General features: G+C 65.8%; 15 protein-coding genes and 1 riboswitch. Of the genes, 5 read left to right on the plus strand and 10 right to left on the minus strand.

Translation table 11 applies throughout. From position 1 onward, the window contains the following. Positions 1-40: 40 nt before the first annotated feature. The 3 genes from LPA35_RS24860 to LPA35_RS24870 form a co-directional block, all read right to left on the minus strand. The gene (locus tag LPA35_RS24860) at positions 41-904 is read right to left on the minus strand and encodes a LysR family transcriptional regulator (protein ID WP_228899878.1); all 864 of its coding nucleotides are present in this window, start codon (positions 902-904) and stop codon (positions 41-43) included. A 25-nt stretch (positions 905-929) separates the two neighbouring features. Next, on the minus strand, positions 930-1,334 hold the full coding sequence (locus tag LPA35_RS24865; protein ID WP_055395103.1) for a hypothetical protein: 405 nt from the start codon (positions 1,332-1,334) through the stop codon (positions 930-932). A gap of 190 nt (positions 1,335-1,524) precedes the next feature. After that, positions 1,525-2,427: a LysR family transcriptional regulator gene (locus LPA35_RS24870; RefSeq protein ID WP_121507215.1), complete on the minus strand. Its 903-nt coding sequence runs from the start codon at positions 2,425-2,427 to the stop codon at positions 1,525-1,527. Between the two features lie 313 nt (positions 2,428-2,740). Here LPA35_RS24870 and LPA35_RS24875 point away from each other — a divergent pair, with 313 nt between their 5' ends. Further along, a complete protein-coding gene (locus LPA35_RS24875) occupies positions 2,741-3,382 on the plus strand; it encodes an NAD(P)-dependent oxidoreductase (protein WP_228899880.1) in 642 nt (213 codons plus the stop codon). A gap of 54 nt (positions 3,383-3,436) precedes the next feature. Here LPA35_RS24875 and LPA35_RS24880 read toward each other — a convergent pair whose 3' ends face one another. From LPA35_RS24880 to LPA35_RS24905, 6 genes are all read right to left on the minus strand, one after another. Continuing rightward, complete coding sequence (locus LPA35_RS24880; protein WP_228899883.1) at positions 3,437-3,844, minus strand: CPBP family intramembrane glutamic endopeptidase; 408 nt, start codon at positions 3,842-3,844, stop codon at positions 3,437-3,439. Between the two features lie 470 nt (positions 3,845-4,314). Next, on the minus strand, positions 4,315-5,595 hold the full coding sequence (locus LPA35_RS24885) for a TRAP transporter large permease subunit (protein WP_228899886.1): 1,281 nt from the start codon (positions 5,593-5,595) through the stop codon (positions 4,315-4,317). A 19-nt stretch (positions 5,596-5,614) separates the two neighbouring features. Continuing rightward, positions 5,615-6,190 (minus strand): TRAP transporter small permease, encoded by a 576-nt coding sequence (locus LPA35_RS24890; protein ID WP_228899891.1) that lies wholly within the window; start codon positions 6,188-6,190, stop codon positions 5,615-5,617. Between the two features lie 50 nt (positions 6,191-6,240). Next, a complete protein-coding gene (locus LPA35_RS24895; protein WP_228899895.1) occupies positions 6,241-7,470 on the minus strand; it encodes a fumarylacetoacetate hydrolase family protein in 1,230 nt (409 codons plus the stop codon). Between the two features lie 54 nt (positions 7,471-7,524). Next, positions 7,525-9,306, minus strand: a complete 1,782-nt coding sequence (locus LPA35_RS24900; RefSeq protein ID WP_228899897.1) for an IlvD/Edd family dehydratase — start codon at positions 9,304-9,306, stop codon at positions 7,525-7,527. A 70-nt stretch (positions 9,307-9,376) separates the two neighbouring features. Then, positions 9,377-10,396 carry a TRAP transporter substrate-binding protein gene (locus LPA35_RS24905; RefSeq protein WP_121419295.1) on the minus strand — a complete coding sequence of 340 codons (1,020 nt, stop codon included), beginning with the start codon at positions 10,394-10,396 and terminating at the stop codon, positions 9,377-9,379. Positions 10,397-10,554: 158 nt separating this feature from the next. On the opposite strand from LPA35_RS24905, the gene LPA35_RS24910 reads away from it, so the two are divergent. The 4 genes from LPA35_RS24910 to LPA35_RS24925 all read left to right on the plus strand — a co-directional run bounded on the left by LPA35_RS24910 (position 10,555) and on the right by LPA35_RS24925 (position 14,184). Then, complete coding sequence (locus tag LPA35_RS24910) at positions 10,555-11,529, plus strand: LysR family transcriptional regulator (RefSeq protein ID WP_055401603.1); 975 nt, start codon at positions 10,555-10,557, stop codon at positions 11,527-11,529. Positions 11,530-11,644: 115 nt separating this feature from the next. After that, the gene (locus tag LPA35_RS24915) at positions 11,645-12,130 is read left to right on the plus strand and encodes a hypothetical protein (RefSeq protein WP_218298501.1); all 486 of its coding nucleotides are present in this window, start codon (positions 11,645-11,647) and stop codon (positions 12,128-12,130) included. Between the two features lie 145 nt (positions 12,131-12,275). Continuing rightward, the gene (locus tag LPA35_RS24920; RefSeq protein WP_228899900.1) at positions 12,276-12,962 is read left to right on the plus strand and encodes an acyloxyacyl hydrolase; all 687 of its coding nucleotides are present in this window, start codon (positions 12,276-12,278) and stop codon (positions 12,960-12,962) included. Between the two features lie 183 nt (positions 12,963-13,145). After that, positions 13,146-13,316, plus strand: a riboswitch (FMN riboswitch). A gap of 316 nt (positions 13,317-13,632) precedes the next feature. Next, positions 13,633-14,184, plus strand: a complete 552-nt coding sequence (locus LPA35_RS24925) for a 6,7-dimethyl-8-ribityllumazine synthase (RefSeq protein WP_142144218.1) — start codon at positions 13,633-13,635, stop codon at positions 14,182-14,184. 260 nt (positions 14,185-14,444) lie between these two features. Here LPA35_RS24925 and LPA35_RS24930 read toward each other — a convergent pair whose 3' ends face one another. Next, positions 14,445-16,046 (minus strand): methyl-accepting chemotaxis protein, encoded by a 1,602-nt coding sequence (locus LPA35_RS24930; protein ID WP_228899902.1) that lies wholly within the window; start codon positions 16,044-16,046, stop codon positions 14,445-14,447. Between the last annotated feature and the right edge of the window lie 137 nt (positions 16,047-16,183).

Below are 16,183 nucleotides of genomic sequence, written 5' to 3' on the forward strand. Positions count from 1 at the left end.
CCTGTTGTTCTGCGCCCACCCACACCGGGAGGCGGGAGACTCAGGCAACGCTGCTCTGGGGAATCACAGAGGCCTTCAAACTGTCGGCCAGGCGGCCCAGCAGTGCGAGCATGGGTGCATCCGAGGCATCGCAGGCTAGACCCAGGTGGCGCGAGAACGCCAGGGGGCCATCGAGGGGGCGCGTGACCGAGCGGCGAGCATGCGCCGCGTGGGACTGTGGCACCACCGCCACGCCCAGGCCGCTGTCCACCATGTGCAGCAACAACTCTTCGCGTGCGGCGCTGGCCTGTACCTCCAGGGCAATGCCGCGCTCGGCCAGCAGGCGGATGAACGACTGGTGCAGCGGGCAGTAGGGCCATTCAAGAAGCGGCACCCCTTGCAGGTCCGCCAGACCGAATTTCTTCTTGAAGCGCAGGGGATGCTCCTCGGGCAACAGCATCACATAGGGCTCGCGCCACAACGACACAAACGTGTCGCCGGGCGGTTTGCAATGCTCCGCCACCAGGCGCAGCCGGGCCTCCTGCGCCGTGGCCGTGAGTCGGACAAGCGTGTTGGGCAGGAGGTCGGCAATCTGCGCAAACAGCGGCGCGGCTGGGCCCACCATCAGGTCGTCCTGCAGGAACACGCCCAGCGTTTCGCGGGGCGCATCGCGAAAGTCGCGCACCATGGCGCTGGACTGCGCCAGCAGGCTGCAGGCGCGCGGGTACAGACGGTGGGCGGCGGGGGTGGGCGCCAGACCCTGGCGGCTTCGCTCGAACAGCATGGTGTCCAGCGCGTCCTCCAGCCCCTTGATGGCCATGCTGATGGACGGCTGCGCCACAAAGCAGCGGCGCGCCGCCGTGGTCACGGAGCGTTCTTCGTAGGCCGCGACGAAGTAGCCGAGGGCGCGCAGGTCAAACAGCATGGGGTTTCAGGGGCCGGGGCCACAGTCAGGTAGGGGTGATCGTGGTGACGGTTTCGCGAAAGTAGTCGAGCTGGCCGTTTTGCGAGTGGCTCAGGATCCAGGTCAGCGACTCCACTTCGCGCTGTTGTACTCCATAAAAGAAGCGTTGGCTTAACTGGGTCATCACCCAGTCGTCGCCCAGCGGCTGGCTGTGGGTGTGAACGATTTGGGTGCCTTGCGGAAAGATCTCCGTGCCCAGACGCTGCAGCACCGTCAGCAGATCGGCCTGGTTGCGCGCGACCTGCCAGCTGGTGTCTGCATCATCGCGGTAGTGGTCGATGCGGAAATCCAGGTCATCGGCAACGCTACCGAGCAGCGTGGGGACATCGCCTTTTTCAAAAGCGGCCAGTACGCGGTCGATGGGGAAGTTTGTGGTGAGGTTGGTCGTCATGTGCGCTCTCCAGTCGGGGGTTAAAAGGGCCAGAAGCAGGCCCTTGGGGGGCGACTGTAGGCAGCCGGCGCTGCCTGCACAACGATGGAATTTGTGGGTCTGAACGATAAAAAAATGATGGATAAAAAGTGGCAGCGATATCCCTGCGAAGGAAGGCGCCGAAGGCAGTCACCCACGGACTGATCTCCTCTCATTCCGTGACGCCGGGCAGCTGGCTCAGATAGCGGTGCAGCGCGGCAATGGTCTGGCGCACCTTGGCGGGCTGGGCGTCGCGCTGGGGCGTCATGGCCCAGATGTCCAGGGTGCCAAACGACCAGTCGGGCAACAGCCGCACCAGCCGCCCGGCCTGCAGCGCATCGTGCGAATCCATGCTGCCCACCAGCGCCAGGCCCAGCCCGGCCTCGCACATCTGCTGGATCGACAGCTGGTTGTTGCTGGCAATGCGCGGCTCCACCCGCAGAGCCCGGGGATCGCCCGTGGGGCTGCGCAGGTCGATCAGCAGGCCGCCGTTTTCGCGCGCAAAGCCCAGCCAGCTGTGCGAGAGCAGTGCGTCCGGGTGCTGTGGCACGCCGTGGGCAGCCACCCAGCCGGGCGCCGCGCACAGGTACCACTGCATGCCTCCCAGGCGCCGTGCTGCCCAGGTGGAGTCCTGCAGGCGCCCGTAGCGCACGGCCAGATCGATGCGGGCATTGATGAGGTCAATGGGCGAATCGTCTACCAGCAGGCGCAGGCGCAGCGCGGGGTGGGCGGCCAGCAGCTCGCCCAGCGCTGGGGCAATGTGGCGTGCAAACCCGACGGTAGCCGACAGCCGCAGCTCGCCACTGGGGGCATCGCGCGACGCGGCCAGCTCGGCCCGCGCCTGGTCGGCTGCGGCACACATGGCGGCGCAGCGCGCGTGGTAGCGCTGGCCTGCCTCGGTCAGCGCCAGCTTGCGCGTAGAGCGGTGAAGCAGTGTCACACCGCCATCGCTTTCCAGCTTGCGCACCTGCTGGCTCACGGCGGAAGTGCTCATGCCCAGGGCGCGGGCGGCGCCGCTCATCGAGCCGTGCTGCACCACGGCGGCAAACACCGCCATGCGTTTGAGGTCTTCCATATCAGGTCTTCTCGTCAATCCCCACTGGGCTGTTGTCCGCCTCCATGCCTTGGAACTGGCGCGACCAAGGCCAGCGCCCCCGCGCAAGGGCCGCCAAGCTGCTTGTGCGGCGCTTCGCTGGAGTGCGCTGGGGGCGTCCCCATCCCGCATGGCGCAGCCTTGCGAGAGAGGGGGAAGGCGCAAAGCGACTCAGGGGGTGATTCATCCATTGTGAAGTTGAGCTTCAAAGAGAAGGCAGATTTAGCCATCTACCGCCCGCTTTGACAATCTCCTATTCTCACTACATCGCAACTTCGACCCCAAGGACATCGATATGAACATCGCCCTGATTGGCGCCACCGGCTTTGTTGGCGCTGCCGTGCTGAATGAACTGCTGCAACGCGGCCACCGCGTGACGGTACTGGCCCGCAACCCCGCCAAGCTCGCCGCGCGCGAAGGTCTTACGGTAGTGGCGGCCGACGCGCAAGACGCCGCCCAGGTCGCCAAGGCCGCTGCAGGCCATGATGCTGTGGTCAGCGCCTATAACCCCGGCTGGGAGAACCCCAACATCCACGACGAGTTCCTGAAAGGTACCCGCGCCATCATCGACGGCACCAAAGCGGCTGGTGTGCGCCGCTTTCTGATGGTGGGTGGCGCTGGCAGCCTGTTTGTGGCGCCCGGCGTGCAGCTGGTGGATACGCCCCAGTTCCCCGCCGAATGGAAGCAGGGCGCCCTGGCCGCGCGCGAGGCGCTGAACTGGATTCGCACCGAAAACACGCTGGACTGGACCTTCCTCTCGCCCCCCATCCTGCTGCAGCCTGGCGAACGCACGGGCCAATACCGCCTGGGCGACGAAGCGCCGCTGATGAATGGCGAGCAACCCGGCAGCGTCAGCGTGGCCGACCTGGCTGTGGCGATGGCTGACGAACTGGAAACGCCGCGCCATGTGCAAAAGCGCTTTACGGTGGCGAACTGAGTTTTTCTTGTCATCCGGACGATGCAGCGTTTCTCGGGCGCTGCCTTTTTTCTGTCAGACAAAAACAGCCATGTCGATCAGCGTGTGGCCCAGCACCACGGGCCACAGGGTTCTCCAGCACAGGAACCAACGGCACATCACACAATGCGCAAAGAAGGCTGCAATCACGCCGTGCCTGCCGTGCTCCCAGTGCGCCAGCGCGAAGACGGCCGATACCGCGAGTGTGAACAGTAGCTCTGAAGGGCGCTGGCGTGCACTCGAATACCAGAGCCATGGTAGCCCAATGAAAAAGATGCTTTCCACCAGCCCTGCGCTGACCGCTGCGTAGGTCTGCACCGCCGCGCCCGCCAGGCCCCGGGGGGAAAACTGCGCCAGCTGGAAGCTGCCGGGTGAGGGTCCGAGCGTCCGCCACGACAGGTTCCGCGCCACCAGAAAAACCAGCCCCGCGGTGACAAACACCATCAGGCTCTGCCATGCAAGGGGCCAAAGGTTCTTTTCTGGCGGTACGAGTCCGTAGTGTTGGGGGCGCAGCGCTGCTTTGTGGGCAAGAAGGCCAAGCAAGACTGCAGGAAGCACTACCCACTGAATCCCGTCAACCGCCCAAAAGAGCAGTGCGCCTCCGCGCCCCACGACAGGCAGGTAAAAGCCGTTGAGTTGCCAGACGGCCAACACCGGTAGCAGGGCCCAGCCCACGAGCACCTGCTGGCGGGTGTTGAGAGTAACCGGCCGTTTCTGTGTTGAGATCAAGCGCCCCTCCGGGATCAAGGTTTTTGGTGATCCCGTTCAGACGTCACGGTAAGCGCTGGCCGAAGCGGGGAAGGCCTATCTTCTCGATAAATAGACGCGCCATTTGTATCGTTCATCTCCCCGGTGTGAAATAGTCCGCGATTGGTCTCCCGCAGCGATTCAGCTGGACTGTCTGTGAAGAGCCTTTATCCCACAAACCACCGCATCGGCACCAGCACGATGGACGGGAACAGCACCATCAGGAACATCATCGCGAACTGCGCGCCCATGAAGGGGAGCACGCCCCGGGTGACTTCGTCCATGCGCATGCGTCCCACCCCTGCGACCACGTTCAGCACCGTGCCCACCGGCGGAGTGATCAAGCCGATGGCGTTGTTCATGATGAACAGCACGCCGAAGTAGACAGGGTCGATGCCTGCGGCTTTGACCACCGGCATCAGCATGGGCGCCAGGATCAGGATGGTGGGCGTCATGTCCATGGCGGTGCCCACGGCCATCACCAGCAGCATGATGGCCATCATCAGCAGGATGGGGTTGTCCATGAAGGGCTTCAGCAGCGAGACCAGCTGTCTGGGGATGTCGGCCACGGTGATGAGCCACGCGCTCACCATGGCGGCGGCCACCAGGAACATGATCACGGCCGTCGTTTTGGCAGCGCTCACGAACACGGCGGTCAGCTGGCGCCAGTGCAGCTCGCGGTACACCACCGTGGCCACGAAGAGCGCATAGACGGCGGCCACGGCGGCGGCTTCGGTAGGGGTGAACACGCCCATCTTCAGACCCACGATCACGATCACTGGGAGGAACAGCGCCCAGGTGGATTCCTTCAAGGCCTGCAGCTTCTCTGCGGTCGTTGCTCGGGGCGGCGGCAAAATGCTCTCGCGCTGCGACACCCAGTACCAGGCCGCAGCAATGGACAGCCCCATCAGCAGGCCCGGCACGATGCCCGCCAGAAACAGCTTGCTGATCGACACGTTGGCCGCGACGCCAAACACCACAAAACCAATGGAAGGCGGAATCACCGGCGCGATGATGCCCGCCGAGGCAATCAGCCCCCCGGCGCGCGCCTTGTCATGTCCGGCCTTCACCATCATGGGCAGCAGCAATGCGGCCAGCGCAGCGGTGTCTGCCACGGCAGAGCCCGACAGCGCCGCCAGCATGCAGGCCGCGAGGATGGCCACAAAGCCCAGCCCGCCGCGCTTGTGGCCCACCAGCGTGAGCGCCAGCTTGACGATGCGCTGCGACAGGCCGCCCGCATTCATGATCTCGCCTGCCAACATAAAAAACGGCACGGCCAGCAGCGGGAACGAGTCCGCGCCGTTGATGACGTTCTGCGCAAGGATCTGCGCGTCAAACAGGTCCAGGTGCCACATCAGCGCCACGCCAGACACCAGCAGCGCGTAGGCAATGGGCACACCAATGGCCATGGCCGCCAGCAGGGAGCCGAGAAAGATGAATACGGTCATGCGAGTGTCTCCGGGGGGCTCAATGGGATGGCGGCTTGCGTGACGGCAGCGCCGCGCGGTCCAGCTGCATGTCGGGCAGGGTGGCCACATCCTCCGACCCGGAGGTCTGCACCAGCTGGTCGTCTGGTACCTGCCCCGACAGCAGCCTCCACAGGTTGAGCAACAACAACAGGCCCGACGCCACGGCAAACACCACCCCGGACGCATAGAAGATCGCCACCGATGCGCCGGTTACCGGCGCTTCCACATCCCAGTTGATGCGGGCCTGGGTCAGGGCGCCACTGAACAGCAGCCAGGTGCAAAACAGCATGAGCCCGTGGCTGATGGCCAGGCACACCCGTTGCGCGATGGGTGGAAGCTTGGTGAGAACCAGGTCGGTGCCCAGGTGGCCGTGTTCCTTCACCGCCACGATGGCGCCCAGGAACGTGATCCACACGAACAGCCAGCGCGACACCTCTTCGCTGACCGCAATGCCCGAGTTGAATGCGTAGCGCAGCACCACGTTGCCGAACACCATCACCACCATCACGGCCAGTGCCAGCGCGATGAGAACGTTGATCCACCGACAGCACCGGTCTATGAGGGCGTTGAGCATGGGTGTCTCCTTGGTCTTCTTCTGGTGTGCGTGCCGTTGCGGCCTGTGGCTCAAAGCGCTGCGTCGCGCAACAGGCCGCGCTGCGTCAGGTTACTGATAAAGGCGCGCAAACCAAAGCGCCAGGGCGCCGCCACCTCGCTGTGCGCCACGCGGTTGTGCAGGCCACCCAGCCACGCGCTCTCGATGGACACCAGATCGCCCAGCTTGTGGGTAAAGCCACCACCCGGCTGGTCGCGGTCTTCAATGGGCGCGAACAGCGTGCCCAGAAACAGCATGAAGCCATCCGGGTACTGGTGCGCGGCCAGGGTCTGCGCCACGAGGTCGCTGGGGTCGCGGCTGATGCTGGCCATGGTGTTGATGCCGCGCAACTCATAGCCATCCACCCCTGCAACGCTCAGGTGCACGGTTTCGCTGCGCACCTTGTCCATCCCGAAGCTGGCGTCGAACAGGCGGATGAACGGGCCTAACGCGCACGAGGCGTTGTTGTCCTTGGCCTTGCCCAGCAGCAGGGCGCTGCGGCCCTCGATGTCCCGCAGGTTCACGTCGTTGCCCAGCGTGGCGCCCACGATCTGGCCCCGGCTGTTCACGGCAAGCACCACCTCGGGCTCGGGGTTGTTCCAGGCCGAATCGGAGCGGATGCCGATGTCGTCCCCGCAGCCGACGGACGCCAGCACCGGCGCCTTGGTGAACACCTCGGCATCGGGGCCAATACCCACCTCCAGATACTGCGACCACAGGCCTTTCTCTTGCAACAACGTTTTGAGTTCCATGGCCTCGGGCGAACCAGGGCGGATGTCGGCAAGGTTCTCGCCGATCAGCTCGATGACCTGGCTTCGCAAGGCTTGCGCACGGCTGGCGTCGCCCCGGGCCTGTTCTTCGATCACGCGCTCGATCAGGCTGGCCGCAAACGTCACGCCCGCAGCTTTGACCACCTGCAGGTCGCACGGCGCCAGCAGCCAGGGGCGGCTCGTGTCGCGCGTGCCGGGCAGGCTGTTGGCCAGCAGGTCATCCACGCTGCACAGGTACTGGCCGGTGGCTGCACGCACCGCCTCGGCGGGCGCCAGGGTGTCGAGCAGCGTGCTCATGGTGGGGTAGTGCGCGCTGAGGTCAAACACGCCTTCGGGCCGCAGGGCCACCACAGCTGGGCCCGCGACGGCGCCCTGTGGTGTCCACACCCGGCCCACCAGCGTGCCCTGCAGGCCATCGTCGGGAAGCACTTGCAATGCGGTCTGGGGCGCACGGGCCCGTTCGGCAACTGCCGCCGCCGTCATGTTGTTCATGGAGAGTCCTTCGAAAAAATCCGGGGGTGGCGCCGGTGGCCCGCCCGCTCGTTGTCAGTGGTTGTGGCGTGGTGTCTTTTCGGAAATGCGCTGGAATGCCAGCGCGAAGTCGAGCGTCGCGCCATCGGCCAGCTGCCCCGTCTTCTCGCGGTACAGCGCTTCCCAGGGGGACTGGCTCGCGGGCACGGGTGGGTCGGGCAGTTCACGCTTTCGGCGGGCGATTTCCTCGGGCGCGACCAGCGCATCGCAGCGCCCGGTGTTGAGGTCGGTGCGGATGGTGTCGCCGCTTTGCAGCCAGGACAGGCCCCCGCCCACGGCGCTCTCGGGCGATGCGTTGAGGATGGAAGGGCTGTCTGCCGTGCCCGACTGGCGCCCGTCGCCCAGCGTGGGCAACGTGTTGATGCCGCGCCGGATCAGCGCATCGGGCGGCTGCATGTTGACCACCTCGGCCGAGCCCGGCCAGCCGATGGGCCCGGCGCCGCGCATGACCAGGATGCAGCCCTCGTCGATGTCGAGCGCTGGGTCGTTGATGCGTGCGTGGTAGTCGTCCGCGCCTTCAAAAACCACGGCACGGGCTTCGAAGATGCCCTCGCGGCCCGGCTGGCTCAGGTAGCGCTCGCGAAACGCGGGCGATATCACCGAGGTTTTCATGATGCCGAAGTCAAACAGGTTGCCGCTGAGCACCAGGAACCCAGCTTTTTCCATCAGCGGCGCGTTGAAGGGGCGAATCACTTCACGGTCGCGCGCTTCGTGGCCCTGCAGGTTGTCGCCGATGGTTTTGCCCGTCACGCTGGCGCAGTCGTTGTGCAGGCGGCCCGCTTGCTGCAGCTCCCACATCAGCGCAGGCACACCGCCCGCGCGAAAGAACCGTTCGCCCAGGAACTGGCCTGCAGGCTGCATGTTCAGCAGCAGGGGCAGGTCGTAGGCGTGGTCCGTCCAGTCCTGGGCCTCCAGTACCACGCCTGCATGGCGCGCCATGGCCATCACGTGCACCTGCGCATTGCTGGAGCCCCCGGCCACACTGATGACCGACAGCGCGTTCAAGAAGCTCTCGCGCGTCAGGATGCGCGAGGGTCGCAGGTCTTCATAGGCCATATCAACAATGCGCCGCCCGGTTTCGTAGGCCATCTGGCCGCGTTCGCGGTACGGTGCAGGAATGGCCGCGCAGCCGGGCAGCGACAGGCCCAGCGCTTCGGCCACCGCGTTCATGGTGGAGGCCGTGCCCATGGTGTTGCAGTGGCCCGCCGACGGTGCGCTGCTGCAGGCGCGCTGCAGAAACTCTTCTTCATCAATCTCGCCCGCCGCGAGCTGGCGGCGGCTGCGCCAGATCACGGTGCCCGAGCCCACCAGTTGCCCTTCGTGCCAGCCGTCCAGCATCGGCCCGCCCGAGAGCACGATGGCCGGGATGTCCACCGTGGACGCGGCCATGATGCCGGCCGGTGTGGTCTTGTCGCAGCCCGTGGTCAGCACCACGGCATCGATGGGGTAGCCGTACAGGATCTCCACCAGCCCCAGATAGGCCAGGTTGCGGTCCAGCGCGGCCGTGGGGCGGCGGCAGTTTTCAAAGATGGGGTGAACAGGGAACTCCATCGGAATGCCGCCCGCATCGCGGATGCCGTCGCGCACGCGGCGCGCCAGGTCCAGGTGGATGCGGTTGCAGGGCGACAGGTCGCTGCCCGTCTGCGCGATGCCGATGATGGGCCGGCCCGAGCGCAGTTCCTCGGGCGTGAGCCCGTAGTTCATGAAGCGTTCGAGGTACATCGCGGTCATGTCCGAGCGCTCGGGGGCGGCAAACCAGTCGCGGGAGCGGAAGGGGCGGCGGGGTGTTTTGGTCATGGGGTCGGGGCGTCGCAAAAGGAGGGGCGGGGCGCAGCTGCAACCAGCTGCGCCCCGAGAGGTGAATCGCTTACTTCCCGCCCCGCGCCTTCGCCAGCTCGCCCATCATTTCGCTGGTGGTCTCTTCACCAAACTCCTTGCCGTACTTGGCCAGCACGGGCTGCAGCTTGGTACGCAGCTTGGCCTGCTCGGCAGCAGGCAGCTCGGTGATCTGCATGCCGGCCTTCTTCAGCTCGCCCAGGGCGGTTTCGCTGAAGGCGCGGATGGTCTTGCGCTCGAACAGCGTGGCCTCGCGGGCAGCCTCCTGCACGATCTTGCGCTCGTCGGCCGAGAGGCCATCCCAGGTCTTCTTGGAGATGAGCAGCACCCACGCGCTGTACATGTGGCGCGACAGCACCAGATGCTTTTGCACCTCATAGAACTTGCTGGCCAGGATGGTGGCAGGCGGGTTCTCCTGGCCGTCGACGGCCTTTTGTTCCATGGCGGTGTACAGCTCGGTGAACGGCATGGGCGTGGCGTTGGTGCCCAGCGCGTTGAAGGTGTCGAGGAACAAGGGGCTCTGGATCACGCGCAGCTTCAGGCCTGCCAGATCGTCGGCCGTGTTGATAGGTCGGCGCGAGTTGGTCACATGGCGAAAGCCGTTTTCCCAAAAGCCCAGGCCGATCAGGCCCTTGTCGGGCAGCATGGCCAGCAGCTTCTGGCCGAAGGGGCCGTCGAGCAAGGCGTCGGCTTCGGCCTCGGTGTTGAAGGTGAGTGGCAAGTTCAGCACGCCAAAGGGCTTGATCAGCGACATCAGCGTGGATGAATCCGGAATCGTCATCTCCAGCGTGCCGCCGCGCAGGGCCGAGGTCATGCTGACATCGTTGCCCAGCGCACCGCTGGCAAACAGCTTGGCGTTCATCTTGCCGCCGCTCTTGGCCTGCAGGCGCTCGGCAAAGTGGCGCACGGCCTGGGCCTGCGGGTGGTCGTCGCTCAGGCCAATGCCGACCTTGAAGGTGTGTTCCTTGACTTGGGCCGCGACGGGGGCGGCAAAGGCGGCCAGCAGCGTGGCAGCAAGCGCCAAGGATTTAGCGAGGGTCTTGAATTGCATGGTGTCTTGTCTCCGTTGGAATGGCGGGACCCCGTTGGCGAGGCCTTTGGCGCCTGCGGCTTTTTTTGGGGCCAGCCGTTATCGACGCAGAGCGAAGGTTAGGTTTCGCGCCCTGCCGGGTCCACTGAATGTTTTGCGACAATCCATTCCAAACGCTTATGAGTCCAGACGAATTTCCGGGTAAACCCTTGTCTTTGGCGCAGGCCTGCGCGCGGCTGCGCTTTCGGCATTTGCAGTTTCTCGACATCCTGGGCCGCACGCGCAACCTGCGGCTGACAGCCGAGCAGATGCACGTCACGCAGCCTGCGGCCACCAAGATCCTCATGGACATCGAGGAGATCCTCGAGGCGCGCCTGTTCGACCGCCTCTCGCGCGGCATGCGGCCCAACGAGCTGGGGCTCTTTACGCTGCGCTACGCCAGCGCGGCGCTCGATGGGCAGCGCAAGTTTGTGGACGAGTTCAATGCGCTCAAGCAGGGCGGCCACGGCCATGTGACGGTGGGCGCGATCACCGGCTCGGCAGCGCATGTGCTGGTGGCGTCGGTGGTGGAGCTCCAGCGCTTGCGGCCCCTGCTGGTCATCAAGATCCTGGAGCAGAGCAGCGACCAGCTCATCGCCTGGCTGGCCGAACGCAAGATCGACCTGATGATTGGCCGCTTCACCACCGAGGACCAGCGCAGCCAGTTCCACTACGAGCACCTGTCCGCCGAGCCGCTGCATGTGGTGGGTGGGCAGCACCACCCGCTGCGCGGCGCCACCGACCTGTCGCTCACCGAGCTGGCGCACTGGCCGTGGATTCTGTACCCCGCCTCCACGGCCGTGCGCAAGGTGTCGGACGACCTGTTCGGCGGCGCCGGCCTGGCGCTCACGGCGGGGGTGGTAGAGACACCGTCCTTCCTGTTTGCGCTGGAGCTGATGAACACCACCCACATGATGTCGCTGCAGCCCGCCGCGCTGATCCAGAAATATGTGGACCGAGGCCTGCTCTCGCGCATCCCCGTCGAGCTGCCCGACCGCATGCCCAGCTACGGCCTCATCACCCGGCTGGGCGAGCCGCCCACCCCTTCGGCACAGGCCTTTATCGATGTGCTGCGCGAGGCGGCGGGCGTGGCGCCGGACGCTTTGGGGGAGTGACCAGACCTGCGCTATGCACGGCCTTTTTCGATAACCAATGGTTATTGGAAATGAGGATGGCCAAGCCCTGCCGTTATGCTCTGCGCCCTTTCCCGCAACCCAGGCCTTTTTCTCCATGACCGACGCACCCGACACGCCCGACACCATCCAGGAACCCCGCTGCTGGAGCGATGGGCGCTGGACGGCGCAGGTCATCAAGAACGAGGACGACGATGGCTGGGCCGTGTCCATGACGCTGAAGGGGGAGTCCGAACCCGCGCTGGTGGGCCCCTGGACCATGGGCCGCGACAAGAAGAACCCCAAGCCGCTCGATGTGTCGGCCTTCCACACCCTGGTCAAGACCGCGAGCGAGGTGGTGCGCCGCCATGAGCAGCAACTGCACGCGCAGCTGAACAAGAGCGTGCACATCACCACCGCCGACGGCCAGCGCCTGCGCGTGGCGCTGGCCATCGTGCCCGACGAGGAAGGCGCCACGGCCACGCTGAGCGCCGAGGATGCACTGGGCCAGGAAATCGCCCGCGTGCCTGCGCCGCCCACCTTCCGCCTGACCGCCGCCAGCGCTACCGCTTGGGCGGACGGGGGCTTTGCGCGGCCCCGTTGACCTCGGCGCCCAGCGCTTTTTGCACGCCCCCGACAAGGTACCGACGAAGAGTTTCTTGCAGCCCTGCGCGCTGCCAGGTGCTGCGCGCAGGGCGACGTTTGGGTAGATTGGAGGGCATGGCCCAGTGGCCCGTCGGAGTCCTGCCGTGCGTTCCTCATTTCCACCCCTGCTGCCATTGCCTTCCCCGTCCGAGGGCTTGTTCCCGCCACCACCGCGAGCCGGCTGTGCTGGAGCCGCCCTGCTGGCCTGCTGCGCGCTGTTGCCCCTGCCGGCCCTGGCGCAGCAGGGGGCTGGCGCCCCGCAGCCCTCCGCCCGGGCCCAGGAGCTTGCGGCCTCCGCTACCCCCGAGCCGCGCCGCATCTTCATCGACGGCGCACGCGCGGCCAGCGACGTCGGGCTGGCCTCGGTGGGTGTGCAATGGCCCTGGGCCTGGCGCCGTGATTTTTTGGGCGGCGAACTTACGGGGCACTGGGATACCCACATCGCGCACTGGCGCGTGCCGCCCGGCACCGCCGTGCCGGGCGGGCGCCGCCACTGGACGCAGCTGGCGGTGGTGCCGACACTGCGTTGGCGATTCGACGGCGGGCGGTCCGCCTGGTTCATGGAAGGCGGCATCGGCCTGTCGGCGCTGGACGGGCACTACGCCAACCGGCACAAGGCCTTCAGCACCCGTTTCAACTTTGCCGACCACCAGGGCGTGGGCTTCAACTTTGGCGCCCGCCGCCAGCACGAACTGATGCTGATCGTGCGCCACATTTCCAACGGTGGCATCCGCAAGCCCAACCCGGGCGAAGACTTTGTGCAGGTACGCTACAGCCGGTCTTTTGAATGATCCGGCTTCCATCAACTTGAACCGTTCGCTGAGCGCCGTTCAAGCGCCGCGCCTGGCTTGGGCAGGCTCAGCCAGAACGGGTGAACGGGATCGGCGCCGGGGGGGCAATCGCATTGGCGACGGCGCGAATGTCACCAAGCTCCTAGAATCTCCCTGCCGGCCCTGGATCCACTCCAGGGCCGGCAGCGTTCTCAGGGCGGGGCGGAATTCCCCACCGGCGGTATTTGAGGGCTGAAAAGCCAACAAGAGCCCGCGAGCGCCTGTGGTGCCGTTCTTTGGAACAGGCCCGCAGGGTCAGCAGATCTGGTGCGAAACCAGAGCCGACGGTCACAGTCCGGATGAAAGAGATCGCGAAACTAGGGATGTCCTGCATAACCCTCGCGAGTCGGTGGTAGTGCGGATTGGGATGGGCCACAAGGCGACTTTTTGCAGCCAATAGCGCGGCTATTGGTAAGAAAAGCAACGCAGCGGACCGCCCGAGACCGCGCTATCACGGACCGCAGGGAGTTATGCAGGACATCCCTAGAGCACCCGCCATGGGTGGCTGGGCCCTTGGCGTTTGCCTGCGTGTTTTTTGCCCGCTCGCAAGCGCCGTGAGGCCTGCGCCGCCCTGTGCAGGCGCCGTGTTCGCGCGCGCCCTGATTCTGGTCTGACCTGTTTTGAGGAACCCATGAATCAGTCTTCTGCTACTTCTCCCGTCTCTCCCCTCGCGCCTGTGGCCGCACACCGTGGCGCCCGCGTGGCCATTATCAGTGCCAGCTGGCACCAGGACATCGTGCACCAGGCGCGTGACGCGGCCCTGGCCGAGTTCGACCGCCACGGCCTGCCACCCGCGCAGGTGGCGCTGTTCGATGTGCCCGGTGCGTTCGAGATCCCGCTGTTGGCCCGCAAGCTCGCGCGCAGCGGGCGCTACGACGCCATCGTGGCCTGCGCGCTGGTGGTCAACGGCGGCATCTACCGCCACGAGTTCGTCACCACCGCTGTCATCGACGGCCTGATGCGCGTGCAGCTCGACACCGAGGTGCCCGTGATGTCGGCTGTGCTCACCCCGCGCGACTTTCACGACCACGAGGACCATGTGCGCTTCTTCCGCGAGCATTTCGTGAAGAAGGGCACCGAGGTGGCCCAGGCCTGCCTGCAGACCATGGCCTACCTGCGCAAGCTGGCCTCGCCCACGTTGGCCTCCGTGCAGCAGGCTTCGCCGGTGCTGGCAGAAGCCTGAGTCGATGGTTTTTAGATTGCTATCTTTTAAATAGCTTTTAGCGCTTGATGGTAAAGCGCTAGGGATGTCCTGCATAACCCTCGCGAAGCGGTGGTAGTGCGGATCGGGATGGGGCGCAAGGCGTCTTTTGGCAGCCAATAGCCGGGCTATTGGCAAGAAAAGCAACGCAGCGAACCGCCCGAGGCCGCGCTATCACAGACCGCAGGGAGTTATGCAGGTCATCCCTAGAGGCCGATTTGGCCTGAAATTTCTGCGCCGCCTCAGCCAGCGGCCAGACGGGGCTGGTGCGGCCCGGGCACTGGCAAGTGGGCGCGTGTGGGAGCGCTGGCTTCAGAGTCCGCCAGTCGGAACACCGCCACCGCCTGCACCAGCTGCTGCGCCTGCACCTTCAGGCTGTCGGCAGCTGCCGCGCTCTGTTCGACCAGCGCCGCGTTCTGCTGCGTGGCCTGGTCCATTTCGGTGATGGCGTCCCCCACCTGGGCCACGCCTGCACTTTGCTCACTGCTCGCGGCGCTGATCTCGCCCACGATGTCCGTCACACGGCGGATGGCGCTGACCACCTCGCTCATCGTGGCGCCCGCCTTGTCTACCAGCGTGGTGCCCAGCTCTACGCGCTCCACGCTGGCGTGGATCAGGGTCTTGATCTCCTTGGCGGCGTCTGCGCTGCGCTGGGCCAGGTTGCGCACCTCGCTGGCCACTACCGCAAAGCCCCGGCCCTGCTCGCCCGCGCGGGCTGCTTCCACGGCGGCGTTCAGCGCGAGGATGTTGGTCTGGAAGGCGATGCCGTCGATCACGCTGATGATGTCGGCAATCTTCTTGCTGCTGTCGTTGATGCCCTTCATGGTGGTCACCACCTCGGCCACCACATCGCCGCCCTGCACGGCCACGGTGCTGGCGCTCACGGCCAGCTGGTTGGCGGTGCGCGCGTTTTCGGCATTGGCCTGCACGGTGGAACTCAACTCCTCCATCGACGCCGAGGTTTCTTCCAGCGCGCTGGCCTGCTGCTCGGTGCGGGCGCTCAGGTCATTGTTGCCCTGTGCGATTTCGGTGCTGGCGGCGGCCACGCTGTCGGCGTTGTTGCGCACATTGCTCACCACGTGCGACAGGCTGATCTGCATGTCGTGCAGGGCATTCAGCAGCAGGGCGATTTCGTCCTTGCCCTGCACTTGCCGTGCCACGGTGAGGTCGCCGCTGGCCACGGCCTGCGACACGCGCACCGCGTTGTCCAGCGGGTTCACTACGGTGCGGCTGAAGGCAATGGCGCCCGCAATGCCCAGGGCGCACACCACCAGCATCACCACCAGGCTGATGGTGGTGGCGCGCTGCGCTGCTTTGGCGGCGCGCTCGGCCACTTCGCTGCTGGCCTTGGCGATCAGGCCACCGGCCTGGTCCAGCAGCTGCGAGGGCTCGCGGTCCATGCCCGCCACGGCCTTGTCGCCCGCCTGCGGGTCGTGGTCTGCGGCCTTGAAGGCCTCAAACCCCTTTCGGTAGGCCGCGCCCATGCGCTCGTGGGCCTGGGAAAACTGCTGCACGCGTTCACGGCCTTCGCCGGGGGGCAGAGCGACCACGAGCTTTTGCGCCTCGTCCTTGATGGCCTTTTCCTGTTTTTCAAACGCGGCCCAGTAGCGCGTGAGCTGGGCTGGGTCCTTGCCGCGCAGCAGTACGTTCTTCCATTCCTGCACCTGCACCTTGAAGTTGTTGAGCATGTCCGCCGCCATGCGCTCGTGCTCGAAGCTCTGGGCCACGGTGGTCTGGTAGGTGTCGAGCGCCTGGTTCAGGCGGCTGATGCCAAACAGCGCCGCCGCAAACAGCAAAAGCAGCGACACGGTAAAGGCCAGGGGGAGCTTGAGGCTGAGCTTCATGGGGAACTCCTGTGGGGTCCACGATTCGCCGCTGGGGCGGGGCAAAGTGCATGCGGCCCAGTCGGACTTCCCCGTACGTTGCGGCGGTTGTCCCACTGCGCCTCTCGTCTCGGTCAACCGGCGCGTGCTGTGCGCCG

Origin of the sequence: Acidovorax sp. Leaf73, from assembly GCF_916855635.1 — a bacterium.
Classification (GTDB): domain Bacteria; phylum Pseudomonadota; class Gammaproteobacteria; order Burkholderiales; family Burkholderiaceae_C; genus Acidovorax; species Acidovorax facilis.